The following is a 22,340-nucleotide window of genomic DNA, read 5'->3' on the forward strand; positions in this document are numbered from 1 at the left end:
GATGCGTAAGTCAGTTATTGCGATCATCATCATCGTACTGGTCGTGCTTTACACCTCTATTTTCGTTGTGAAAGAGGGTGAACGAGGGATCAAATTCCAGTTCAGCAGCGTCGTCCGTGATAGCGACAAGCGTCCGGTGATCTATGAGCCGGGCCTGCACTTCAAAGTGCCGTTCATTCAGTCGGTGAAAACGCTTGATGCCCGTATCCAGACCATGGATAACCAGGCTGACCGTTTCGTGACCAAAGAGAAGAAAGACCTGATCGTTGACTCTTACATCAAGTGGCGTATCAGTGATTTCAGCCGTTACTTCCTGGCGACAGGCGGCGGCGACGTTTCTCAGGCTGAAGTGCTGTTGAAACGTAAGTTCTCTGACCGTCTGCGTTCTGAGATTGGACGTCTGGATGTGAAAGATATCGTGACCGATTCCCGTGGTCGTCTGACGCTGGAAGTGCGTGATGCGCTGAACTCCGGTACCGCAGGCACCGAAGACGAAGTCTCAACACCGGCAGCGGATGATGCGATTGCTAAAGCGGCTGAACGCGTTCAGGCTGAAACCAACGGCAAAGTGCCGGTGATCAACCCGAACAGTATGGCGGCCCTGGGTATTGAAGTCGTTGACGTGCGTATTAAGCAGATCAACCTTCCTGTGGAAGTGTCCGAGGCGATCTACAACCGTATGCGCGCCGAGCGTGAAGCGGTCGCCCGTCGTCACCGTTCACAGGGTCAGGAAGAGGCTGAGAAGCTGCGCGCGGCAGCGGACTACGAAGTCACCAAGACGCTGGCGGAATCTGAGCGTCAGGGACGTATTCTGCGCGGTGAAGGTGATGCAGAAGCCGCGAAGCTGTTTGCAGATGCCTTCAGCCAGGATCCGGACTTCTACGCCTTTATCCGTAGCCTGCGAGCTTACGAGAATAGCTTCCAGAGCAACCAGGATGTGATGGTCCTCAGCCCGGACAGCGATTTCTTCCGTTATATGAAGACGCCAACCAACGCGACGCGATAAACTCAGGCTCGTTTGAGTATTCAAACCACCGCTCTTCACGGAGCGGTGGTTTTCTTTTATAAGGAATAAAAATGAATTCAACCATTTGGCTCGCGCTGGCGCTGGTGTTAGTTCTGGAAGGTCTTGGCCCGATGCTTTATCCGCGCGCATGGCGTCGTATGATTGCGACGATGAGTCAGCTCCCTGATAATATTTTGCGTCGTTTTGGTGGCGGTCTTGTGGTTGCTGGCATCGTGATCTACTACATGTTGAAGAAAACGATTGGCTGATCAAAAAGTGGTCGGATTTGGCGTATTTTGAGGTCAAAAAGTGCTGTATATCTGAAAAAGCGATGGTAGAATCCATTTTTAAGCAAACGGTGATTTTGAAAAAAATGGGTAACAACGTCGTCGTACTGGGCACCCAATGGGGTGACGAAGGTAAAGGGAAGATTGTTGATCTTCTGACTGAACGGGCTAAATATGTTGTACGCTACCAGGGCGGTCACAACGCAGGCCATACTCTCGTAATCAACGGTGAAAAAACCGTCCTCCATCTTATTCCATCAGGCATTCTTCGTGATAACGTCACCAGCATCATCGGTAACGGCGTTGTGCTGTCTCCTGCTGCGCTGATGAAAGAGATGAAAGGTCTGGAAGACCGTGGTATCCCTGTTCGTGAGCGTCTGCTGCTCTCCGAAGCTTGCCCGCTGATCCTGGATTATCACGTGGCACTGGACGTTGCGCGTGAGAAAGCGCGTGGCGCGAAAGCGATCGGTACCACCGGCCGTGGTATCGGCCCGGCTTACGAAGACAAAGTAGCTCGTCGCGGTCTGCGCGTGGGCGACCTCTTCGACAAAGCAACCTTCGCTGAAAAGCTGAAAGAAGTGATGGAATATCACAACTTCCAGCTGGTGAACTTCTACAAAGCTGACGCTGTTGACTACCAGAAAGTACTGGATGACGTCATGGCGATTGCTGACATTCTGACCGGTATGGTTGTTGATGTATCCGATCTGCTGGACCAGGCGCGCAAGCGTGGCGATTTCGTCATGTTTGAAGGTGCGCAGGGTACGCTGCTGGACATCGACCACGGTACCTATCCGTACGTAACCTCTTCTAACACCACCGCGGGTGGCGTGGCGACCGGCTCTGGCCTGGGCCCACGTTACGTGGATTACGTTCTGGGTATTATCAAAGCTTACTCCACTCGCGTGGGTGCAGGTCCATTCCCGACCGAACTGTTTGATGAAACCGGCGAGTTCCTGTGCAAGCAGGGTAACGAGTTTGGCGCGACCACCGGTCGTCGTCGTCGTACCGGCTGGCTGGATGCGGTTGCAGTGCGTCGCGCAGTGCAGATCAACTCCCTGTCTGGCTTCTGCCTGACCAAGCTGGACGTACTGGACGGCCTGAAAGAAGTGAAAATCTGCGTAGGCTACCGTATGCCAGATGGCCGCGAAGTGACCACCACTCCGCTGGCGGCTGACGACTGGGAAGGCATCGAGCCAATCTACGAAACCATGCCGGGCTGGTCTGAGACCACTTTCGGTGTGAAAGAGCGTAGCGGCCTGCCACAGGCGGCGCTGGATTACATCAAGCGTATTGAAGAACTGACCGAAGTGCCGATCGATATTATTTCTACCGGCCCGGATCGTACTGAAACGATGATCCTGCGCGACCCGTTCGACGCATAATCTTCGTGACTGCTGGCCTGCGGGGGTGACCCGTAGGCCGGATAAGCGTAGCGCCATCCGGCGACCACTCCTCGATCTCTGCTTTTTCGCCCCGTCAGTCAAATAAATTAGCCGCTAACTATCTGGCTGGTTTATCATCATTAATGAATATCTCAGCGGTTTGTCCGCGATTTCCCTTTTTCCTGAGGTTGATGTGCAGTTAACAAGTTTCACCGATTACGGCTTACGCGCGCTGATCTACATGGCGTCGTTACCCGATGGGAAAATGACCAGTATCTCTGAAGTGACAGAGGTCTACGGCGTGTCTCGTAATCATATGGTCAAAATAATCAATCAACTTAGTCGTGCCGGATATGTTGCTGCCGTTCGCGGGAAGAATGGGGGGATCCGTCTCGGTAAACCGGCGCAGAGTATTCGTGTTGGCGATGTGGTACGTGAGCTGGAGCCATTGTCTCTGGTGAACTGCAGCAGCGAGTTCTGCCACATTACGCCCGCCTGCCGTCTGAAAAAGGCGCTTTCTAAGGCCGTGCAAAGTTTTCTCAAGGAACTGGATAACTACACGCTGGCCGATTTGGTTGAAGAGAATCAACCGCTTTATAAATTATTGCTGGTGGAATGAAGAAAATTTCCACCGGAGCTGACAACGGAGGAACCGACATGTCACAAGATCCATTCCAGGAACGCGAAGCCGAAAAATACGCGAACCCTATCCCCAGCCGCGAGTTCATCATTGAACACTTAACAAAACGCGAAAAACCCGCCAATCGTGAAGAACTTGCCGTTGAATTAAATATTGAAGGTGAAGAGCAAATTGAAGCCCTTCGCCGTCGCCTGCGCGCCATGGAGCGTGACGGGCAACTGGTCTTTACTCGCCGTCAGTGCTATGCGCTACCAGAACGCCTTGATCTGCTGAAAGGAACCGTCATTGGTCACCGTGACGGCTATGGCTTCCTGCGCGTGGAAGGTCGTAAAGACGATCTGTACCTTTCATCTGAACAGATGAAAATGTGTATCCACGGTGACCAGATCCTGGCCCAGCCGCTGGGCGCTGACCGTAAAGGTCGCCGCGAAGCTCGCGTGGTGCGTGTGCTGGTGCCAAAAACCAGCCAGATTGTTGGCCGCTACTTTACCGATGCGGGCGTCGGCTTTGTGGTGCCGGACGACAGCCGTCTGAGTTTTGATATCCTGATCCCACCTGAAGAGGTTATGGGCGCGCGCATGGGCTTTGTGGTGGTGGTTGAGCTCACCCAGCGTCCTACCCGTCGCACTAAAGCGGTCGGGAAAATCGTGGAAGTATTGGGCGATAACATGGGCACCGGCATGGCTGTTGATATGGCGCTGCGTACCCATGAGATCCCTTACATCTGGCCGAAAGCGGTTGAAGAACAAATTGAAGGCCTTCGTGAAGAAGTGCCTGAAGAGTCTAAAGCTGGCCGCGTGGACCTCCGCGATCTGCCACTGGTGACGATTGATGGCGAAGACGCCCGCGACTTCGATGATGCGGTGTACTGCGAGAAAAAACGCGGTGGCGGCTGGCGCCTGTGGGTTGCCATCGCGGATGTGAGCTACTATGTTCGCCCGCACACCCCGCTGGATAACGAAGCACGCAACCGCGGTACCTCGGTTTACTTCCCGTCACAGGTTGTGCCGATGCTGCCGGAAGTGCTCTCTAACGGCCTGTGCTCCCTTAACCCGCAGGTTGACCGCCTCTGTATGGTTTGTGAGATGACCATCTCCACCAAAGGGCGCTTAACAGGTTACAAATTCTACGAAGCAGTCATGAGCTCACATGCGCGCCTGACCTATACCAAAGTCTGGCATATGCTGCAGGGCGACCAGGATCTGCGCGAACAATATGCGCCGCTGGTGAAGCACATTGAAGAGCTACATAACCTCTACAAAACGCTGGATCAGGCTCGTGAAGAGCGCGGCGGGATCTCCTTTGAGAGCGAAGAGGCGAAGTTTATCTTCAACGCGGAACGTCGCATTGAACGTATCGAACAGACCCAACGTAACGACGCGCACAAGCTGATTGAAGAGTGTATGATCCTGGCGAACATCTCGGCGGCACGTTTTGTTGAGAAAGCCAAAGAGCCTGCGCTGTTCCGTATTCACGATAAACCGTCGACGGAAGCCATCACCGCGTTCCGTTCAGTACTGGCTGAACTGGGTCTGGAGCTGCCTGGTGGTAACAAGCCAGAGCCGCGTGATTATGCCGAGCTGCTGGAATCCATTGGCGACCGTCCGGATGCAGAAATGCTGCAGACCATGCTACTGCGCTCCATGAAGCAGGCGATTTACGATCCGGAAAACCGTGGGCACTTCGGTCTGGCGTTGCAGTCCTACGCGCACTTTACGTCGCCAATTCGTCGATACCCGGATCTTTCCCTGCACCGTGCAATCAAGTATTTGCTGGCGCAGGAGCAGGGCCATAAAGGGAACACGACTGAAACCGGAGGCTACCACTATTCAATGGAAGAGATGCTGCAACTGGGTCAGCATTGTTCCATGACCGAACGCCGCGCGGATGAAGCGACCCGTGAAGTCTCAGACTGGCTGAAGTGCGACTTTATGCTGGATCAGGTCGGTAACGTTTTCAAAGGTGTGATCGCCAGCGTGACCGGTTTTGGTTTCTTTGTTCGTCTCGATGAGCTGTTTATCGACGGTCTGGTGCATGTCTCCAGCCTGGATAACGACTACTACCGTTTTGACCAGGTCGGGCAGCGTCTCATTGGCGAATCTGGCGGTCAGACCTATCGTCTGGGCGATCGTGTGGAAGTGAAGGTCGAAGCGGTCAATATGGACGAACGCAAGATCGACTTCAGCCTGATCTCCAGCGAGCGTGGCCCGCGTAATGTGGGTAAAACGGCGCGTGAGAAGGCGAAAAAGGGTGGCAACGGTAATACCAGCGGCAAACGTCGTCAGGCGGGTAAGAAAGTGAACTTCGAGCCAGATAGCGCCTTCCGCGGCGAGAAGAAAAAGAAACCGAAGGCAGCGAAGAAAGAAGCTCGCTCCGCGAAAAAGCCTTCCGCTAAGACCCAAAAAATTGCCGCCGCTACCAAAGCGAAGCGCGCGGCGAAGAAAAAGCAGGCGGAGTAATTCCGCCCCTTACCCTGACCCTCTCCCCATCGGGGAGAGGGAAAAGTATCGTCATAATGAGAACCATCAATGAGTGAAATGATTTACGGCATCCACGCGGTGCAAGCCCTGCTGGAGCGCGCACCGGAGCGTTTTCAGGAAGTGTTCATTCTGAAAGGGCGTGAAGACAAGCGTCTGATGCCGCTGATCCACGCCCTGGAGGCACAGGGTGTGGTGATCCAACTGGCAAACCGCCAGTTCCTGGATGAGAAAAGTGACGGCGCGGTTCACCAGGGGATCATTGCCCGCGTGAAGCCGGGTCGTCAGTATCAGGAAAACGATCTGCCGGATCTGATTGCCGAGCTGGATAACCCATTCTTCCTGATCCTCGATGGCGTTACCGATCCGCACAACCTCGGTGCATGTCTGCGTAGTGCTGATGCTGCCGGTGTACACGCGGTCATCGTGCCAAAAGATCGCTCTGCACAGCTGAACGCCACGGCCAAAAAAGTGGCCTGCGGCGCGGCAGAGAACGTTCCGTTGATCCGTGTTACCAACCTGGCGCGCACCATGCGTCTGCTGCAGGAAGAGAATATCTGGATTGTCGGTACCGCCGGTGAAGCCGATCATACCCTCTATCAGAGCAAAATGACTGGCCGTCTGGCGCTGGTGATGGGAGCCGAAGGTGAAGGTATGCGTCGTCTGACGCGCGAGCACTGCGATGAGCTAATCAGCATTCCGATGGCGGGCAGCGTGTCGTCTCTGAACGTTTCTGTTGCGACGGGCATCTGCCTGTTTGAAGCGGTGCGTCAGCGGGGCTAGCCTTTCGTGCCCGGTAAGCACAACGCCACCGGGCATTAGCCTCACTCCTCTAACGACCGCAAATGGTCATCCTTCCTGAGCGTCATCAGCGCCGCAATGCTCACCACTGCTGTCGTCATGACGTAGTACGCTGGAATATCCAGATTGCCCGTCTCTTTAATCAGCCCGGTAATAATCAACCCTGCGCAGCCTGAAAAAATAGCGTTCGACAGGGAGTAAGCCAACCCAAGCCCGGTATAGCGCACACGCGTCGGGAACATCTCAGAGAGCATCGCCGGGCCAGGCCCTGCCAGCATTCCCACCAGACCACCTGCAATCAATACCACCAGCGCTTTCACTGCCAGCGTACTGGATTCGGCCTGCAGGATTTTCAGGAGTGGCAGGGCGAGGATCAGCAGCAGCGTGGTGGCGATAATCATCACCGTGCGACGCCCGATCCGGTCGCTCAGGATCCCAGAGGGAATGATGGTGAGTGCAAAACCAATATTCGAAATCACCGCTATTAATAACGCCTGGTTAAAGCCGGTGTGCAGCGCTGACTGCAGGTAGGTTGGCATAATCACCAGATAGGTATACCCCGCCGCTGACCAGACCATCACCCTGCCAATCCCCATTATGATAGCTCTGAGGGTCGCAGCGGTATCCGCCCGAGCGGTGACCGGTTTGTCCTGCTGCTGCACAAAGCTGGGGGTCTCTTCCATGCTTACCCGAAGCCATAGTGCGACGACGCCCATGGGCAGCGCCAGGAAGAACGGAATGCGCCAGCCCCAGTCATGCAAAGCTTCAGGGGTGAGGAGGGCGGAGAGCAGCGCGACAATGCCTGCGCCTGCCAGCAATCCCAGCGCCACGGTGAAGGATTGCCACGCGCCGTACAGGCCGCGCTTGCCGCGCGGGGCAAACTCCGTCATCAGCGAGACCGCACCGCCGTACTCGCCGCCCGCGAACAGCCCCTGCAGGATGCGAAGCAGTGTAATAATGAGCGGTGCGGCAATCCCGATGCTGGCGTAGACCGGCACCACGCCGATAGCGGCGGTAGCGAGCGTCATCAATACCAGCACAATGATTAGCGTTGGCTTACGGCCAATCCTGTCGCCAATGCGGCCAAACACCACCGCGCCCAGGGGACGGAAAAAGAAAGCGATGGCAAACGAGGCGTAGGTCAGGATCAGGCTGGTTAGCCCCGCTTCCCCCTCAAGCTGGAAGAAGTTTTTCGCAATAACGGTCGCCAGAAAACCGTAGACCGCAAACTCATACCACTCGATAAAGTTACCAATGGAGCCTGCAATTAATGCTCGCTTGTGCGCATCCGGTTGCATAACGATCCTCACTGAAGGGGGTAAGAATAAATTATTCAACAAAAGAGAAGTGATGAAATAGTTTATTCTTATGTTCTGTGAGCTATTTCACGAATGATATCAGCAGGATCGCCACTGTGTGACTTCACTCCCATGCAGCGTGTATGCGGTCTGTCCATACTTACCTTCATTGCCACCGAGCCACTGAAGGAGGGAGACAGCATGCACTGGCAGACCCATACCGTTTTTAATCAACCAGCCCCACTCTCAAACAGTAACCTTTTCCTCTCTGACTGCGCCCTGCGTGACGCAGTTTCCCGGGAGGGTGCCGAGTGGGATAGTGAGTTGCTCGCCAGCATCGGGCAGCAGTTAGGCACCGCTGAGTCACTGGAGCTGGGCAGGCTGGCGAACGTGAATCCACCTGAGCTATTACGCTATGATGCCACCGGGGAGCGGCTGGATGATGTCCGCTTTCATCCCGCATGGCACTTGCTGATGCAAGGACTCTGTGCCAACCGTGTACACAACCTGGCGTGGGAAGAGGAGGCGCGAAAGGGCTCTTTTGTCGCCAGAGCCGCACGGTTTGTTCTACATGCGCAGGTCGAAGCCGGCACGCTTTGTCCCATAACCATGACTTTTGCTGCGACACCCTTGCTACAGCAGACGCTCCCTAAAATATTTCATGAATGGCTGACGCCGCTACTCAGCGATCGCTACGATCCTCATCTTGCTCCAGGATCGCAAAAGCGTGGTCTGCTGATCGGCATGGGGATGACGGAAAAGCAGGGCGGATCCGACGTTCTCAGCAACACCACCAAAGCAGAAAAATGCAGCGATGGTAGCTACCGGCTGGTGGGACACAAATGGTTTTTCTCGGTACCTCAAAGCGATGCGCATCTGGTGCTGGCCCAGGCGAAAGGCGGACTCTCCTGCTTTTTTGTTCCCCGTTTTTTGCCTGACGGACAACGGAATGCCGTGCGTCTGGAGCGGCTGAAAGACAAGCTCGGTAACCGATCCAACGCCAGCAGCGAGGTGGAGTTTCTTGATGCCTCCGGCTGGCTGCTTGGGGAAGAGGGCGAAGGCGTGCGGCAGATCCTGAGAATGGGCGGGCTGACGCGTTTTGACTGCGCACTAGGCAGCCACGGGCTGATGCGCCGGGCGTTATCTGTGGCGCTTTACCACGCCCATCAGCGGCAGACGTTCGGGAAAAACCTTATCGATCAACCCTTGATGCGCGATGTGCTGAGCCGTATGGCCCTGGTGCTGGAGGGGCAAACTGCACTGTTATTTCGTCTGGCGCGGGCGTGGGATAAACGCGCGGATCCGCAAGAAGCCGCCTGGGCTCGGTTGTTCACCCCTGCGGCGAAATTTAGCGTGTGCAAAGCCGGAATCCCCTTTGTGGCAGAAGCAATGGAAGTCCTCGGCGGTATGGGCTACTGCGAGGAGAGCGAACTGCCACGACTCTACCGCGAGATGCCGGTAAACAGCATCTGGGAAGGATCGGGCAATATTATGTGCCTGGATGTGTTGCGCGTACTGACTAAGCAGCCCGGTGTCTTCGACCTGCTGGCCGACGATTTTGCGCAGGTGAAAGGGCAGGACAGACACTTCGATCGTAGCTGGCGGCAACTACAGCAAAAACTGCGTAAACCTCAGGAGGCACAGGGGCGGGAGATCGCGCAGCAGCTTTTCTTACTGGGGGCCGGGAGCCAAATGCTGCGGCACGCATCGCCACCCGTGGCGCAGGCGTGGTGCCGCATGATGCTTGATACCCGCGGTGGGACGCTGATGAACGAGCAGGTGCAAAGTGACCTGCTGCTGCGTGCCACCGGCAGGGTTGGCTAGTTTTTCAGCTGGAACAAGCTCACCAGTTGGGTGAGGTGTGAACCCTTCTCGCGCAGCGTTTGTGCCGTTTGTTCGCTGCGTGAGACGCGATCGGCGTTGATGTGTGATGCTTCGCCAATATGGGTCATAGCAAGATTAACCTGACCGATTCCTGCGGATTGCTCGCGTGACGCGTGGTTAATCTCCATGACCAGCTGGCTGATGTTATCAATATGAAGAATGATGGAGTCCATCGCCAGACGCGTCTGTTCGGACAGCGCGTGTCCTTCACTGACTTTCCTGAGCGTATCGCCAATCAGCTGTTCAATCTCCTTCACTGCGTTAGCGCTACGTCCAGCCAGAGCGCGAACTTCCTGCGCGACCACCGCAAAACCTTTTCCGTGTTCACCAGCACGAGCCGCCTCTACTGCCGCATTGAGCGCCAGGATATTGGTCTGGAAAGCGATTGACTCAATCACGCGCGTGATGTCTTCGATGCGTTTTGACGCTTCCCGGATGTCATCCATGGTGGCAACCGCATGGGTTACCGTCTCGCCACCCTGATGTACCGCGAGCGAGGTTTCACTTACCAACTGCTGTGTTTGCTCCATATTGGCCGCGTTTTGCTGTACGGTTGCGGCCAGTTGCTCCATGCTGGCGGAGGTCTCTTCCACGCTGCTGGCCTGTTTGTTGATCTGCTCGGAAATCTCGCCGGTATCGGAGGCCAGGGCGTTTGTCCCCATATGGATTTCACCTGCCGCTTCACGAACCTGCAGAACCATTTTTTGCAGTCCGCCACCGATACCATTGATGGCATCAACCAACTGACCAACCTCATCCTGGCGCGTTACGGGAAGGCTGGAACGCAGATCGCCCGCAGCATACTGACGAGCCAGATGAATCACATTTCTCAGCGGTTGGGTAAGCATCCGACGAATAATCATCACAAAGAGGCCCGCGAAGAGTACAGACAACACCACACCAGCCAGCAGGAAACGGTCACGCAGAGTGGTCACGCTTGAGAGCAGTACGGATTTATCCACTTCGCCGACGATGGTCCAGTTCCAGCCGGGCAGCGGGGTATAGGCCATTTTCACCGTGCTGCCATCTTCAGTGATGCGTTCCAGTGTGCCGGATTTGTCACTCAGCAGCTGCTGTTGTGTTGCACTGTCCCATTTCGGGAACTGGCCCTCCTCGCTGGAATGGAACAGATACTGGCCGTGCGTTTTGCCGTTGCTGCGATCCAGCACAAAGAAGTGGCCGCTCTCACCCAGGCGGCGGTTGAGGATTTTCTCGCGCATGACGTTCCAGGAGCGGGTGATGTCCACGCCGACAAAGACGATCGCAATGATCTGTCCTTCGGCGTTTTTAACGGGCTGGTACTGGGTGATGTAACGCTTGCCAAACAGCAGCGCCAGTCCACGGTAGACTTCGCCTTTGCTTACGGCAGCGAAGGCCGGGCTGGAGACATCCAGAACAGTACCCATTGCACGCTCGCCATTCTCTTTGCGCAGGGAAGTGGCCACGCGAACAAAGTCGTTACCGCTGCGTACAAACAACGTTGAGATCGCTCCCGTACGATTCAGGAACTCGTCCGAAAGGGTGTTATTTTCATGCAGCCCGGTTTCTCCGCCTTTCAGAAGCGGAACGCTAAGCCCGTTTATCGTCTGGGGTTGGGAACGATCAATATTCAGAGGCTGCGGTAAAAAGGTGGAAAACAGGCGGGTATAACTCTCGACCTCTTCACTCAGGCTGGTGTTAAACATCTGCACCATATCGACCATGCCAGTGGACTGGTTATGCAGATCCTCGACCGCAAGCTCTTCAAGCTGCTGGCTGGCTTTTTGGCTGAGCAGAAAAGTGAAAAGCAAAAACAGTATGGCGACACTGACACCCGTAAGCAGTGACAGCTTCGTACCAAGTCCTGCACGGCGAAAAAAATTGATCATAAATTGCTCATCATTGAAAAGGTATGGTTCTTCAACGGCAGAGCGGGGATGACGTTTATCCCTTTAATGTAACAAAGTGTTATTTAATTGTTTTTAATATGTTTGTTGCGAGGGGAAAAATTTGCAAAAACGAAAAGCCACTAAAAGTAAGTGGCTTTTATTGGGAGGGGTTAAACATAAAGAATGGCCTGTACGCGCCAATGATCAACATGGTTATCTTCCTGCATCTGGATGATTCGATACCAGGAAGCGCCCTGCTCATCGGCCTTCAATGCAACTACACGTTCAACGTCTTGCGGGCTCCCTGAAATATTATTCACGGAGATCTGGCCTATTTCATTCAGACCCGTTACACAATCAGCACTGGCGAATTCTGCTGACTGTGCGGTTGTGCTCACAAGGCCAGCTGAGAGCAACAGAGAGGTCAAAGCAAGAGTTCGTTTCATCGTCAGCTCCATTTCACATATTTCCGGTATCCGCCGGGCAATCCTTCGCAAATAAACTCACTTCCATTGTCGCGGGCATGGAGTTTATTGTGGACAGGAAAATGTCTATGGACGCAAAGCAGTGTAAATGTCGTTCAAAGGAAGACCATTACTTATGGTACAAAATTGCCTGTGAGTACCACTGTCCCGTTATGATGGTTTCATCGATCATAATGATGACGTAATAATCTGCTTTGGCGGCGACGGCTTGTGCTTTTATTGCCTCTTCAGCGTCATCCGGAGAGCCGCGAACCAGCGCGGAGACCGTGCCCATTCGCTGTAATCCTTCCGTCTGATTACGACGAATCTCCTGTGGATGATCGGCGACCGGCGGAGCGGGCTGCGGCGTTCCCTGCAGTGCGTTACAGCCACTGAGCAGAGACACCAGCAATAAAGCAGCAAACCTGCGCATAACCATATCTCGTTTCCTGATAGCCATAGTGTAGTTGTCTGTGAATTTAGTTTTGGGGGAATGTTCCCGAAGTGTTATCTGGGACGTATATTTCGAATGAAAATGACGTGAAAGCGTAACCCAGTTCTCAACATTATGAATCATACATTCGGACAGGGTCGACAATGATTGAAATTGAAATACGCCATCTCGGCGGCCATGAAATTTTACACGCGATACCAGCGGGAAAACGTGATGTGCCGCTGCCTGTTATCGTTTTTTATCATGGGTTTACGTCTTCGAAGCTGGTTTACAGTTATTTTGCGGTGGCGCTGGCTCAGGCCGGCTTTCGAGTGGTAATGCCGGATGCACCTGACCACGGCGCACGCTTTACGGGTAATGAACAGGCGCGGCTTGGACAGTTCTGGCACATTCTGCACGGCAGTCTGACCGAGTTTGCCGGGTTGCGTGATGCGCTCTATGAGGCAGGGCTGGTGGCTGATGATCGTCTGGCCGTGGCCGGGGCGTCAATGGGGGGCATGACGGCGCTGGGGATTATGACGCATCACCCAGAGGTGAAATCCGTCGCCTGCCTGATGGGCTCGGGCTATTTTACCTCACTGGCGAAGACGCTTTTTCCCCCTCAGGATTTAACGGAAATGACCGCGACGCTGGCAGAGTGGGAAGTGACCCGGGCATTGCCGCGTCTGGCCGATCGTCCCCTGTTGCTGTGGCATGGTGACGCGGATGATGTGGTCCCACCCGATGGAACCTTCCGTCTTCAACAGTCGTTGCAGCGCGAGGGACTGGATAGCAACCTGACCTGCCTGTGGGAAGCGGGCGTCCGCCACCGCATCACGCCCACGGCACTGGACGCCACGGTGGCATTCTTCCGCCAGCATTTTTAAACGCGCAGGACTTTGACGCCCTGATCCTCCAGTTTCTGGAGGATCTCTGGGTTGGCCCCTTTGCCGGTGATCACCATGTCGATCTGTTCGGCGCGGCTGAATAACATCCCTGCGCGCTCGCCCACTTTGCTGCTGTCGACCAGCACAACGAGCTTGCCCACAACGTTAAGCATGTTTTGCTCCGCCATCGCGGTCAGCATATCGGTTTTATACAGGCCATCTGCCGTCAGGCCTTTGCCGCTGGTAAACATCCAGTGCCCGGCATAGAGACTGTTTTCGCTGTCCTGAGGGCTAAGGGTGATGGACTGGCTTTTGTTGTACTGCCCGCCCATGATCACCACGCTCTCATGCTCCTGGTCGATGAGATAGTTGGCGAGCGGTAAGTAGTTGGTGATGATTTGTACCGGTTTTCCGCACATCTCCCGGCCCAGAAGAAACGCCGTGGAGCCGCAGTTGATGACCACGCTCTCGCCGGGATTCACCAGCTGCGATGCGGCTCTGGCAATACGCACTTTTTCATCATGATTTTGTGCCTGATGAATGTTCATTGGCGTCCAGCGTGGGCGTTGTTGGCTGATCGCTTCTGCGCCGTTGCGGACTTTTTTCAGTTTCCCGCTCTCATCCAGCTTGTTGATATCCCGCCGTGCTGTCGCCGGGGAAATCCCTAAATGCTCGATGACTTTCTCGACGGTGATGAAACCTGTTTGCGCCAGGAGTTCCAGGAGAATTTGATGCCGTTGCGCTTCCGTCATGAGCTATTCCGATAAGAATTGATTTGAAAAGATGATATTTGAAATAGCATGAAATTACTAAAATAATTATGGAATCGCCAGACAGAAGTCTGGCGATTTGGCTTCACAATCAGAGGAAGGACTTGAACGGCAGGTCGGGTTCGATGGTGAAGCAATCATCAAAGCCACGCGGGTAGTGATACTCGAGATTGTCTTTGTCCAGTGGCCAGGTGAACTTGCCTCCAACCTGCCAGATGAATGGCTTGAAGCCATATTTCAGACGATCTTTTTTCATCTCCCACAGTACGCGGATTTCCTGTGGGTCGGCCTGGAAATTGGACCAGATATCATGGTGGAACGGGATCACCACTTTGGTGTTCAATGCTTCCGCCATGCGCAGCATATCAGCGCTGGTCATCTTGTCAGTGATGCCTCGTGGGTTCTCGCCGTAGGAGCCCAGCGCCACGTCAATCTGATGTTCATTACCGTGCTTCGCATAGTAGTTGGAGTAGTGAGAGTCACCGCTGTGGTACAGAGAGCCGCCAGGGGTTTTAAACAGATAGTTAACCGCGCGCTCGTCCATGCCATCTGGTAGTACCCCAGCGGCTTTCTGATCGGCAGGCAGAGTAATCAATGCGGTACGGTCAAAGGCATCAAGCGCGTGGATTTCAATGTCTTTAATTTTCACCACATCGCCCGGCTTCATGACAATGCAGCGCTCTTTCGGTACACCCCAGCCAATCCAGAGATCCACGCAGGTCTGCGGTCCGATAAACGGGACGTCATCGGCACAGTTTTGCATGACCGCTGCCGCTACATTTACGTCGATATGGTCGTTGTGATCGTGCGTTGAGAGAACAGCATCGATCTGCCGAATAGCAAATGGATCAAGCACAAAAGGTGTCGTACGCAGGTTTGGCTGCAGTTTTTCCACACCCGCCATACGCTGCATCTGATGGCCTTTTTTCATCAACGGGTTGCCGTGGCTCTGTTTGCCCGTACCGCACCAGAAATCGACGCAAATGTTCGCACCACCTTCTGATTTCAACCAGATACCGGTACAACCCAGCCACCACATTGCAAAGGTACCGGGAGCAACCCGTTCCTGCTCGATCTCTTCGTTCAGCCAACTACCCCATTCCGGAAAGGTGCTCAGAATCCATGATTCGCGGGTGATGGTGTTTACTTTACTCATCGTTTGACTCCTGGTTTTAATCAAAAGTAATCACAATGTGATTTGTTGTGATTAATGCTGGCACCATTTGACGTACTTTGCAACGGTAAAAATGAGGAATTTTATCTGTTCGACTTCACGGATTATCCGCTTTTACCTTGTTAGACTATCTCTTATTAATTATTAATTACATGAATTATAAAGATTAAATTATTTATCTCAGAGGGCGGTGAAAATCATTACTCACAGCATGGAAATAATTTGCGTGATACGTCACAAATAATCAAATTCAATCTTGTGGTGATTATTTGTGATTACTAGAGTGATGGCACCAACCACACAGGGATTGCCCCTCGTGTTCTCATTTCTGGAGAGAGTTATGGAGATCCTCTACAACGTCTTTACCGTGTTCTTTAATCAGGTAATGACTAACGCCCCGCTGCTGCTGGGTATCGTGACGTGCCTGGGCTATATCCTGCTGCGCAAGAGCGTCAGCGTTATTATTAAAGGCACGATTAAGACCATCATTGGTTTCATGCTGTTGCAGGCAGGGTCAGGCATTCTGACCAGCACGTTTAAGCCTGTCGTGGCCAAAATGTCGGAAGTGTATGGCATCAATGGTGCGATCTCTGACACATATGCATCAATGATGGCCACTATCGATCGCATGGGTGATGCCTATAGTTGGGTCGGTTATGCGGTGCTGCTCGCACTGGCGCTGAACATTATTTATGTTCTTCTGCGCCGCATTACAGGCATTCGCACCATCATGCTGACGGGACACATCATGTTCCAGCAGGCGGGGCTCATTGCGGTTTCTCTCTATATTTTCGGCTACCCAATGTGGACCACGATTATCTGCACCGCAGTGCTGGTATCGCTCTACTGGGGTATCACCTCCAACATGATGTACAAGCCAACACAGGAAGTGACTGATGGTTGCGGTTTTTCCATCGGCCATCAGCAGCAGTTTGCCTCCTGGATTGCTTACAAAGTTGCACCGTACCTGGGTAAAAAAGAAGAGAGCGTTGAAGACCTCAAGCTGCCTGGCTGGCTGAATATCTTCCACGACAACATCGTTTCTACGGCGATTGTGATGACTCTCTTCTTCGGCGCCATTCTGCTCTCCTTCGGCATTGATGTAGTGCAGGCGATGGCAGGGAAAACCCACTGGACGGTCTATATCCTGCAGACCGGCTTCTCCTTCGCAGTGGCAATTTTCATCATCACTCAGGGCGTGCGTATGTTCGTTGCCGAGCTGTCTGAAGCCTTCAACGGGATTTCCCAGCGCCTGATTCCTGGCGCAGTACTGGCGATTGACTGTGCGGCTATCTACAGCTTCGCACCGAACGCGGTGGTCTGGGGCTTTATGTGGGGCACTATCGGCCAGCTGATTGCGGTGGGCATCCTGGTAGGCTGCGGCTCCTCAATCCTGATTATCCCTGGTTTTATCCCGATGTTCTTCTCCAACGCCACCATCGGCGTCTTTGCAAACCACTTTGGCGGCTGGCGCGCGGCGCTCAAGATCTGCCTGGTGATGGGCATGGTGGAAATTTTCGGTTGTGTGTGGGCGGTCAAGCTCACCGGCATGAGCGCCTGGATGGGCATGGCGGACTGGTCAATTCTGGCGCCACCAATGATGCAGGGCTTTGCATCCGTCGGACTGGTCTTTATGGCCGTCATCATTCTGATTGCTCTGGCTTATATGTTCTTCGCGGGCCGCGCTCTGCGCGCTGAAGAAGATGCGGAAAAACAAACAGCAGAAGTGTCTGCTCATTAAGGAGTTTCGATTATGACCGTACGTATCCTGGCTGTGTGTGGCAATGGGCAAGGTAGCTCCATGATCATGAAGATGAAAGTGGACCAGTTTTTAACCCAGTCAAACATCGACCACACGGTGAATAGCTGCGCAGTGGGTGAATACAAAAGTGAACTGAACGGCGCGGACATCATCATCGCCTCTACCCACATCGCTGGTGAAATCACCGTGACGGGCAACAAATATGTGGTGGGCGTGCGCAACATGCTGTCGCCTGCGGATTTCGGACCAAAACTGCTGGAAGTGATTAAAGAGCACTTCCCACAAGACGTGAAGTAAGGACGCCACATGAAACTACGTGATTCTCTGGCAGAGAATAATTCCATTCTTTTACAGGCTGAGGCCAGCACCTGGCAGGAAGCGGTGAAGCTGAGCGTGGATTTACTGGTTAAAGCTGATGTTGTCGAGCCACGTTATTACCAGGCCATTCTGGATGGCGTTGCTCAGCACGGCCCTTACTTTGTCATTGCACCGGGCCTGGCCATGCCGCATGGCCGGCCGGAAGAGGGGGTGAAGAAAACCGGCTTTGCCCTGGTGACGCTGAAAACGCCGTTGGTGTTTAACCATGAAGATAACGACCCGGTAGACATTCTTATCACCATGGCCGCTGTTGATGCCAATACCCACCAGGAGGTGGGCATCATGCAGATCGTGAATCTGTTTGATGACGAGGCCAATTTCGACCGTTTACGTGCCTGCCGCACCGAGCAGGAAGTGCTGGATTTAATTGATATCGCCACTGCGGCGGCAGTTTAAGAGGAATTGAACATGTCATTACCAATGTTGCAGGTTGCGCTGGATAACCAGACGCTGTCCCACGCTTACGAAACGACCCGTCTGATTGCAGAAGAAGTGGACATCATCGAAGTTGGAACCATTTTGTGCGTGGGCGAAGGTGTCCGTGCCGTTCGCGACCTGAAGGCGCTCTATCCGCACAAAATCGTGCTGGCGGATGCCAAGATTGCGGACGCAGGCAAAATTCTCTCTCGTATGTGTTTTGAAGCTAACGCCGACTGGGTCACCGTGATCTGCTGTGCGGATATCAACACCGCCAAAGGCGCGCTGGACGTGGCAAAAGAGTTTAACGGCGACGTGCAGATTGAACTGACCGGCTTCTGGACCTGGGAGCAGGCGCAGGAGTGGCGCGACGCGGGCATTCAGCAGGTGGTTTACCACCGTAGCCGTGATGCACAGGCTGCAGGCGTGGCGTGGGGTGACGCAGATATAAGTGCGATTAAACGTCTGGCTGATATGGGCTTTAAAGTGACCGTTACGGGCGGCCTGGCGCTGGAAGATCTGCCGTTATTCAAGGGTATTCCAATTCACGTCTTCATTGCGGGTCGTAGCATCCGCGATGCTGCCTCCCCGGTAGAAGCGGCGCGTCAGTTCAAACGCTCCATCGCTCAGCTTTGGGGCTAAGGAGCGGGTATGTTGTCAAAACAAGTCCCGCTTGGCATCTATGAAAAGGCACTCCCCGCGGGGGAGTGCTGGCTGGCGCGGTTACGGTTGGCAAAAGAGCTGGGTTTCGATTTTGTCGAAATGTCAGTGGATGAGACAGACGATCGCCTCTCTCGCCTCGACTGGAGCCGTGAACAACGCCTGGCGCTGGTGGGCGCTATCGCTGAAACGGGTGTGCGCGTGCCCTCCATGTGTCTCAGTGCCCATCGGCGGTTCCCGCTTGGGAGTGAAGATGATGCCGTGCGTGCTCAGGGTCTGGAGATCATGCGGAAAGCCATTCGCTTTGCTCAGGACGTCGGCATCCGGGTGATCCAACTGGCGGGTTATGACGTTTACTATCAGGAAGCCAACGATGAAACGCGCCGTCGTTTCCGTGACGGCCTGAAAGAGAGCGTCGAGATGGCAAGCCGTGCGCAGGTGACGCTGGCGATGGAGATCATGGATTATCCGTTAATGAACTCGATCAGCAAAGCGCTGGGCTACGCGCACTATCTGAATAATCCGTGGTTCCAGCTCTATCCTGATATTGGCAACTTGTCGGCATGGGATAATGACGTGCAGATGGAACTGCAGGCAGGTATAGGTCATATCGTGGCGGTTCACGTCAAAGATACGCGGCCTGGTGTGTTCAAAAATGTTCCGTTCGGCACCGGGGTGGTGGATTTCGAACGGTGCTTCCAGACGCTCAAGCAGACAGGGTATTGCGGGCCTTACCTGATTGAGATGTGGAGTGAAACGTCGGATGACCCGGCCGCGGAAGTGGCGAAAGCGCGCGACTGGGTGCGTGAGCGAATGGCGCGGGCGGGTATGCTGGAGGCTGAACATGCTTAAGCTCAAACAGCAGGTCTTTGAGGCCAATATGGATCTGCCGCGTTACGGCCTGGTGACCTTCACCTGGGGTAACGTCAGTGCTATCGATCGCGATCGAGGGGTGATCGCGATTAAGCCGAGCGGTGTGGCGTATGAAACCATGAAAGTGGACGATATGGTGCTCGTGGATCTCGAAGGAAATGTTGTCGATGGCAAATGGCGACCTTCTTCCGATACGGCCACTCACCTGGCGCTTTACCGGCGTTATCCTTCACTGGGTGGTGTTGTGCATACGCACTCAACGCATGCTACGGCCTGGGCACAGGCGGGTCTGGCAATACCCGCTCTGGGAACTACGCATGCAGATTACTTCTTTGGCGACATCCCCTGTACACGGGCACTTACGCAGGATGAAGTGGAAGGTGAGTACGAACTCAACACCGGTAAGGTGATTATTGAGACCTTGGGAGACAGTGAGCCGCTGCATACACCGGGCATTGTGGTGTACCAGCACGGTCCGTTCTCGTGGGGTAAAGATGCCCACGACGCTGTCCATAATGCGGTGGTCATGGAGGAGGTGGCACGAATGGCGTGGATTGCCCGCGACATTAACCCACAGCTTCAGGGCATTGATGATTACCTGATGGACAAGCACTTCAAGCGTAAGCACGGCCCAAACGCATATTACGGGCAAAAGTGAATAAGTGCTCTGGAATACCAAAAAACAGTTGTAACCGGTGGTATTTCAGAGCCATTCATAAAAAAAAGCCCCCGGGCTGGGGGCAAGTTAAACTATGGCTATGTTCTCGTTGTTGGGCTTCCTGGTGCTAGCGTTAAAACGTTATCTGTATATATCTGCACTGGCGTGCATGTTGCCGTTGCTACCGGGTTCACGCATCAGAATGACGTGATAGTATGTAGCACCCTGAGCATCGGTTTCTTTGTTAAGAGCCTGATCTGCTTCACTTTCAGTGGCGAAATTATGATTGATGTAGATTACGCCCAAGCTTTGCACATCATCCATGTTTCTGGCCTGTCGGCTGTCTATTTTGATAGCTGCCATCGCGTTTGCACTGAGCAAAAGCGCAGCCATTATGGCTAATACGATTTTTTTCATGATATGCGCTCCACGACTGCGTGCTGTGAGAGAGTGGTGTGATACTCCTTCTTTAATTCAGATGACCTCTGATTAAAGTGTAATCACTCATTCGGCGGGAAAGCGTGACCATTTCTGATGCTGTTGTTCAAAAAAACAACGCTTTCGGATGTGAATAATTTTAAATCATCCACTTAGACCAGCTTTGCGCTTTGTGCGAATTATTTGTGCAATCAGCTTGAGTTTCCAGGGGTGTGCAAGTATTATGACGCGTCAATTTTTCAGCCGACCTTTAACACGTTCCTTGCCTCCCCGGGCCTCGGCTGACCCAGACAGGAGGCTGAATAATCCGTAAGGAGCAATTCGATGCGTCATTACGAAATCGTTTTTATGGTCCATCCTGACCAGAGCGAACAGGTTCCGGGTATGATCGAGCGCTACACTGGTGCAATCACTGCAGCAGCGGGCACGATCCACCGTCTGGAAGACTGGGGCCGCCGTCAGCTGGCTTACCCGATCAACAAACTGCACAAAGCTCACTACGTTCTGCTGAACGTTGAAGCGCCGCAGGAAGTGATCGATGAGCTGGAAACTAACTTCCGCTTCAACGATGCCGTTATCCGCAGCATGGTTATGCGTACTAAACACGCAGTTACCGAAGCATCTCCGATGGTTAAAGCGAAAGACGAGCGCCGCGAGCGTCGCGATGATTTCGCAAACGAAACCGCAGATGATTCTGATGCTGGGGATTCTGAAGAGTAATTTCTGATGACCAACCGTCTGGCGTTGTCCGGCATCGTATGCAGGGCTCCCCTTCGAAAGGTCAGTCCATCAGGAATTCCGCATTGCCAGTTCGTGCTTGAGCATCGTTCTGTGCAAGAGGAAGCCGGGTTTCACCGGCAGGCATGGTGCCAAATGCCCGTTATTATTAGCGGACACGAAAACCAGGCCATTACTCACAGTTTAACGGTCGGTAGTGCAGTAATCGTTCAGGGGTTCATCTCTTGCCACAAGGCAAAGAACGGTCTGAGCAAAATGGTTCTGCATGCCGAGCAGATTGATTTGATAGATTCTGGAGACTAGCCATATGGCACGTTATTTCCGTCGTCGCAAGTTCTGCCGTTTCACCGCGGAAGGCGTTCAAGAGATCGACTATAAAGATATCGCAACGCTGAAAAACTACATCACCGAAAGCGGTAAGATTGTCCCAAGCCGTATCACCGGTACTCGTGCAAAATACCAGCGTCAGCTGGCTCGCGCTATCAAACGCGCTCGCTACCTGTCCCTGCTGCCGTACACTGATCGTCATCAGTAATCGGGCACGGTCCATTAATACGACTTTAAGAGGATAAGGTAATGCAAGTTATTCTGCTTGATAAAGTAGCAAACCTGGGCAGCCTGGGTGATCAGGTAAACGTTAAAGCGGGCTACGCTCGTAACTTCCTGGTTCCACAGGGTAAAGCTGTTCCAGCTACCAAGAAAAACGTAGAGTTTTTCGAAGCACGTCGCGCTGAACTGGAAGCCAAACTGGCTGACGTTCTGGCGGCTGCTAACGCTCGCGCTGAGTCAATCAACGCACTGGGCACCGTTACCATCGCTTCCAAATCTGGCGACGAAGGTAAACTGTTCGGTTCCATCGGTACCCGCGATATCGCTGATGCAGTTTCTGCAGCAGGCGTTAAAGTGGCTAAGAGCGAAGTTCGTCTGCCGAACGGCGTTCTGCGTACCACTGGTGAGCACGAAGTTGACTTCCAGGTTCACAGCGAAGTGTTCGCTAAACTGGTTGTTAACGTTGTAGCTGAGTAATTTTTTACTCTGCTCA

The 22,340-nt window shown here is 53.7% G+C and carries 25 protein-coding genes; 18 read left to right on the forward strand and 7 right to left on the reverse strand.

Going from position 1 to position 22,340, the window contains the following annotated elements; all coding sequences use genetic code 11:
* Window position 1: 1 nt before the first annotated feature.
* The 6 genes from hflC to rlmB all read left to right on the forward strand — a co-directional run bounded on the left by hflC (window position 2) and on the right by rlmB (window position 6,578).
* Window positions 2-1,006 (forward strand): protease modulator HflC, encoded by a 1,005-nt coding sequence (hflC, locus tag JGF26_RS17025; protein ID WP_028016442.1) that lies wholly within the window; start codon window positions 2-4, stop codon window positions 1,004-1,006.
* 71 nt (window positions 1,007-1,077) lie between these two features.
* On the forward strand, window positions 1,078-1,275 hold the full coding sequence (locus tag JGF26_RS17030; protein WP_010427497.1) for a DUF2065 domain-containing protein: 198 nt from the start codon (window positions 1,078-1,080) through the stop codon (window positions 1,273-1,275).
* Between the two features lie 104 nt (window positions 1,276-1,379).
* Window positions 1,380-2,678 carry an adenylosuccinate synthase gene (locus JGF26_RS17035; RefSeq protein ID WP_024907332.1) on the forward strand — a complete coding sequence of 433 codons (1,299 nt, stop codon included), beginning with the start codon at window positions 1,380-1,382 and terminating at the stop codon, window positions 2,676-2,678.
* Between the two features lie 193 nt (window positions 2,679-2,871).
* Window positions 2,872-3,297, forward strand: coding sequence for a nitric oxide-sensing transcriptional repressor NsrR (gene nsrR / locus JGF26_RS17040; protein ID WP_023293453.1), 426 nt, complete (start codon window positions 2,872-2,874; stop codon window positions 3,295-3,297).
* A gap of 38 nt (window positions 3,298-3,335) precedes the next feature.
* Complete coding sequence (rnr, locus tag JGF26_RS17045; RefSeq protein ID WP_028016443.1) at window positions 3,336-5,777, forward strand: ribonuclease R; 2,442 nt, start codon at window positions 3,336-3,338, stop codon at window positions 5,775-5,777.
* A gap of 69 nt (window positions 5,778-5,846) precedes the next feature.
* Window positions 5,847-6,578, forward strand: a complete 732-nt coding sequence (gene rlmB / locus JGF26_RS17050) for a 23S rRNA (guanosine(2251)-2'-O)-methyltransferase RlmB (protein ID WP_028016444.1) — start codon at window positions 5,847-5,849, stop codon at window positions 6,576-6,578.
* A 41-nt stretch (window positions 6,579-6,619) separates the two neighbouring features.
* Here rlmB and JGF26_RS17055 read toward each other — a convergent pair whose 3' ends face one another.
* Entirely contained in the window at window positions 6,620-7,894 is a 1,275-nt protein-coding gene (locus JGF26_RS17055) for an MFS transporter (RefSeq protein WP_028016445.1), read from the reverse strand.
* Window positions 7,895-8,095: 201 nt separating this feature from the next.
* Between JGF26_RS17055 and JGF26_RS17060 the strand changes: the two genes are divergently transcribed.
* Window positions 8,096-9,718, forward strand: coding sequence for an isovaleryl-CoA dehydrogenase (locus JGF26_RS17060; RefSeq protein ID WP_134708441.1), 1,623 nt, complete (start codon window positions 8,096-8,098; stop codon window positions 9,716-9,718).
* Here JGF26_RS17060 and JGF26_RS17065 read toward each other — a convergent pair.
* The 3 genes from JGF26_RS17065 to bsmA all read right to left on the reverse strand — a co-directional run bounded on the left by JGF26_RS17065 (window position 9,715) and on the right by bsmA (window position 12,570).
* Window positions 9,715-11,646, reverse strand: coding sequence for a methyl-accepting chemotaxis protein (locus tag JGF26_RS17065; protein WP_128348294.1), 1,932 nt, complete (start codon window positions 11,644-11,646; stop codon window positions 9,715-9,717). The genes JGF26_RS17060 and JGF26_RS17065 overlap by 4 nt on opposite strands.
* 170 nt (window positions 11,647-11,816) lie before the next feature.
* Window positions 11,817-12,092 carry a DUF1471 family protease activator YjfN gene (gene yjfN, locus JGF26_RS17070; protein WP_028016448.1) on the reverse strand — a complete coding sequence of 92 codons (276 nt, stop codon included), beginning with the start codon at window positions 12,090-12,092 and terminating at the stop codon, window positions 11,817-11,819.
* Window positions 12,093-12,240: 148 nt separating this feature from the next.
* On the reverse strand, window positions 12,241-12,570 hold the full coding sequence (gene bsmA, locus JGF26_RS17075) for a biofilm peroxide resistance protein BsmA (protein WP_028016449.1): 330 nt from the start codon (window positions 12,568-12,570) through the stop codon (window positions 12,241-12,243).
* Between the two features lie 137 nt (window positions 12,571-12,707).
* Between bsmA and yjfP the strand changes: the two genes are divergently transcribed.
* The gene (gene yjfP / locus JGF26_RS17080; RefSeq protein WP_028016450.1) at window positions 12,708-13,430 is read left to right on the forward strand and encodes an esterase; all 723 of its coding nucleotides are present in this window, start codon (window positions 12,708-12,710) and stop codon (window positions 13,428-13,430) included.
* On the opposite strand, the gene ulaR is transcribed toward yjfP, so the two are convergent.
* Window positions 13,427-14,182, reverse strand: a complete 756-nt coding sequence (gene ulaR, locus JGF26_RS17085; protein ID WP_028016451.1) for an HTH-type transcriptional regulator UlaR — start codon at window positions 14,180-14,182, stop codon at window positions 13,427-13,429. The genes yjfP and ulaR overlap by 4 nt on opposite strands.
* A gap of 109 nt (window positions 14,183-14,291) precedes the next feature.
* Entirely contained in the window at window positions 14,292-15,356 is a 1,065-nt protein-coding gene (gene ulaG / locus JGF26_RS17090; RefSeq protein WP_028016452.1) for an L-ascorbate 6-phosphate lactonase, read from the reverse strand.
* A gap of 358 nt (window positions 15,357-15,714) precedes the next feature.
* Here ulaG and ulaA point away from each other — a divergent pair, with 358 nt between their 5' ends.
* From ulaA to JGF26_RS17120, 6 genes are read left to right on the forward strand one after another with little or no spacing between them, the layout of a single operon-like run.
* Complete coding sequence (gene ulaA / locus JGF26_RS17095; protein WP_028016453.1) at window positions 15,715-17,115, forward strand: PTS ascorbate transporter subunit IIC; 1,401 nt, start codon at window positions 15,715-15,717, stop codon at window positions 17,113-17,115.
* Window positions 17,116-17,127: 12 nt separating this feature from the next.
* Window positions 17,128-17,433 (forward strand): PTS ascorbate transporter subunit IIB, encoded by a 306-nt coding sequence (gene ulaB, locus JGF26_RS17100; protein ID WP_000218355.1) that lies wholly within the window; start codon window positions 17,128-17,130, stop codon window positions 17,431-17,433.
* 9 nt (window positions 17,434-17,442) lie between these two features.
* Window positions 17,443-17,910 (forward strand): PTS ascorbate transporter subunit IIA, encoded by a 468-nt coding sequence (gene ulaC / locus JGF26_RS17105; protein WP_028016454.1) that lies wholly within the window; start codon window positions 17,443-17,445, stop codon window positions 17,908-17,910.
* A gap of 12 nt (window positions 17,911-17,922) precedes the next feature.
* Entirely contained in the window at window positions 17,923-18,573 is a 651-nt protein-coding gene (ulaD, locus tag JGF26_RS17110; RefSeq protein ID WP_023345304.1) for a 3-keto-L-gulonate-6-phosphate decarboxylase UlaD, read from the forward strand.
* Window positions 18,574-18,582: 9 nt separating this feature from the next.
* Entirely contained in the window at window positions 18,583-19,443 is an 861-nt protein-coding gene (locus tag JGF26_RS17115; protein ID WP_028016455.1) for an L-ribulose-5-phosphate 3-epimerase, read from the forward strand.
* Window positions 19,436-20,122 carry an L-ribulose-5-phosphate 4-epimerase gene (locus JGF26_RS17120; protein WP_028016456.1) on the forward strand — a complete coding sequence of 229 codons (687 nt, stop codon included), beginning with the start codon at window positions 19,436-19,438 and terminating at the stop codon, window positions 20,120-20,122. Before JGF26_RS17115 ends, JGF26_RS17120 begins: the two co-directional genes overlap by 8 nt.
* Before the next feature lie 141 nt (window positions 20,123-20,263).
* Here the strand turns inward: JGF26_RS17120 and yjfY are convergent, their stop codons facing one another.
* Window positions 20,264-20,539 carry a DUF1471 family protein YjfY gene (yjfY, locus tag JGF26_RS17125; RefSeq protein ID WP_028016457.1) on the reverse strand — a complete coding sequence of 92 codons (276 nt, stop codon included), beginning with the start codon at window positions 20,537-20,539 and terminating at the stop codon, window positions 20,264-20,266.
* A 345-nt stretch (window positions 20,540-20,884) separates the two neighbouring features.
* Here yjfY and rpsF point away from each other — a divergent pair, with 345 nt between their 5' ends.
* The 4 genes from rpsF to rplI are packed head-to-tail and all read left to right on the forward strand — an operon-like array spanning window position 20,885 to window position 22,324.
* Window positions 20,885-21,280, forward strand: a complete 396-nt coding sequence (gene rpsF / locus JGF26_RS17130; RefSeq protein WP_014830397.1) for a 30S ribosomal protein S6 — start codon at window positions 20,885-20,887, stop codon at window positions 21,278-21,280.
* 6 nt (window positions 21,281-21,286) lie between these two features.
* Window positions 21,287-21,601, forward strand: coding sequence for a primosomal replication protein N (gene priB / locus JGF26_RS17135; protein ID WP_008502895.1), 315 nt, complete (start codon window positions 21,287-21,289; stop codon window positions 21,599-21,601).
* 4 nt (window positions 21,602-21,605) lie between these two features.
* Complete coding sequence (gene rpsR, locus JGF26_RS17140; RefSeq protein WP_000135199.1) at window positions 21,606-21,833, forward strand: 30S ribosomal protein S18; 228 nt, start codon at window positions 21,606-21,608, stop codon at window positions 21,831-21,833.
* Between the two features lie 41 nt (window positions 21,834-21,874).
* A complete protein-coding gene (gene rplI, locus JGF26_RS17145) occupies window positions 21,875-22,324 on the forward strand; it encodes a 50S ribosomal protein L9 (protein ID WP_028016458.1) in 450 nt (149 codons plus the stop codon).
* Window positions 22,325-22,340: the final 16 nt, after the last annotated feature.

Origin of the sequence: Enterobacter sp. E1, from assembly GCF_016809815.1 — a bacterium.
Taxonomy (GTDB): Bacteria; Pseudomonadota; Gammaproteobacteria; order Enterobacterales; family Enterobacteriaceae; genus Enterobacter; species Enterobacter adelaidei.

What these genes read in the sequence shown, in the direction of transcription:
- hflC (WP_028016442.1), top strand. Translation starts at nt 2, where the DNA reads ATGCGTAAGTCAGTTATTGCGATCATCATCATCGTACTGGTCGTGCTT.
- JGF26_RS17030 (WP_010427497.1), top strand. Translation starts at nt 1,078, where the DNA reads ATGAATTCAACCATTTGGCTCGCGCTGGCGCTGGTGTTAGTTCTGGAA.
- JGF26_RS17035 (WP_024907332.1), top strand. Translation starts at nt 1,380, where the DNA reads ATGGGTAACAACGTCGTCGTACTGGGCACCCAATGGGGTGACGAAGGT.
- rnr (WP_028016443.1), top strand. Translation starts at nt 3,336, where the DNA reads ATGTCACAAGATCCATTCCAGGAACGCGAAGCCGAAAAATACGCGAAC.
- rlmB (WP_028016444.1), top strand. Translation starts at nt 5,847, where the DNA reads ATGAGTGAAATGATTTACGGCATCCACGCGGTGCAAGCCCTGCTGGAG.
- JGF26_RS17055 (WP_028016445.1), bottom strand. Translation starts at nt 7,894, where the DNA reads ATGCAACCGGATGCGCACAAGCGAGCATTAATTGCAGGCTCCATTGGT.
- JGF26_RS17060 (WP_134708441.1), top strand. Translation starts at nt 8,096, where the DNA reads ATGCACTGGCAGACCCATACCGTTTTTAATCAACCAGCCCCACTCTCA.
- JGF26_RS17065 (WP_128348294.1), bottom strand. Translation starts at nt 11,646, where the DNA reads ATGATCAATTTTTTTCGCCGTGCAGGACTTGGTACGAAGCTGTCACTG.
- yjfN (WP_028016448.1), bottom strand. Translation starts at nt 12,092, where the DNA reads ATGAAACGAACTCTTGCTTTGACCTCTCTGTTGCTCTCAGCTGGCCTT.
- bsmA (WP_028016449.1), bottom strand. Translation starts at nt 12,570, where the DNA reads ATGGCTATCAGGAAACGAGATATGGTTATGCGCAGGTTTGCTGCTTTA.
- yjfP (WP_028016450.1), top strand. Translation starts at nt 12,708, where the DNA reads ATGATTGAAATTGAAATACGCCATCTCGGCGGCCATGAAATTTTACAC.
- ulaR (WP_028016451.1), bottom strand. Translation starts at nt 14,182, where the DNA reads ATGACGGAAGCGCAACGGCATCAAATTCTCCTGGAACTCCTGGCGCAA.
- ulaG (WP_028016452.1), bottom strand. Translation starts at nt 15,356, where the DNA reads ATGAGTAAAGTAAACACCATCACCCGCGAATCATGGATTCTGAGCACC.
- ulaA (WP_028016453.1), top strand. Translation starts at nt 15,715, where the DNA reads ATGGAGATCCTCTACAACGTCTTTACCGTGTTCTTTAATCAGGTAATG.
- ulaB (WP_000218355.1), top strand. Translation starts at nt 17,128, where the DNA reads ATGACCGTACGTATCCTGGCTGTGTGTGGCAATGGGCAAGGTAGCTCC.
- ulaC (WP_028016454.1), top strand. Translation starts at nt 17,443, where the DNA reads ATGAAACTACGTGATTCTCTGGCAGAGAATAATTCCATTCTTTTACAG.
- ulaD (WP_023345304.1), top strand. Translation starts at nt 17,923, where the DNA reads ATGTCATTACCAATGTTGCAGGTTGCGCTGGATAACCAGACGCTGTCC.
- JGF26_RS17115 (WP_028016455.1), top strand. Translation starts at nt 18,583, where the DNA reads ATGTTGTCAAAACAAGTCCCGCTTGGCATCTATGAAAAGGCACTCCCC.
- JGF26_RS17120 (WP_028016456.1), top strand. Translation starts at nt 19,436, where the DNA reads ATGCTTAAGCTCAAACAGCAGGTCTTTGAGGCCAATATGGATCTGCCG.
- yjfY (WP_028016457.1), bottom strand. Translation starts at nt 20,539, where the DNA reads ATGAAAAAAATCGTATTAGCCATAATGGCTGCGCTTTTGCTCAGTGCA.
- rpsF (WP_014830397.1), top strand. Translation starts at nt 20,885, where the DNA reads ATGCGTCATTACGAAATCGTTTTTATGGTCCATCCTGACCAGAGCGAA.
- priB (WP_008502895.1), top strand. Translation starts at nt 21,287, where the DNA reads ATGACCAACCGTCTGGCGTTGTCCGGCATCGTATGCAGGGCTCCCCTT.
- rpsR (WP_000135199.1), top strand. Translation starts at nt 21,606, where the DNA reads ATGGCACGTTATTTCCGTCGTCGCAAGTTCTGCCGTTTCACCGCGGAA.
- rplI (WP_028016458.1), top strand. Translation starts at nt 21,875, where the DNA reads ATGCAAGTTATTCTGCTTGATAAAGTAGCAAACCTGGGCAGCCTGGGT.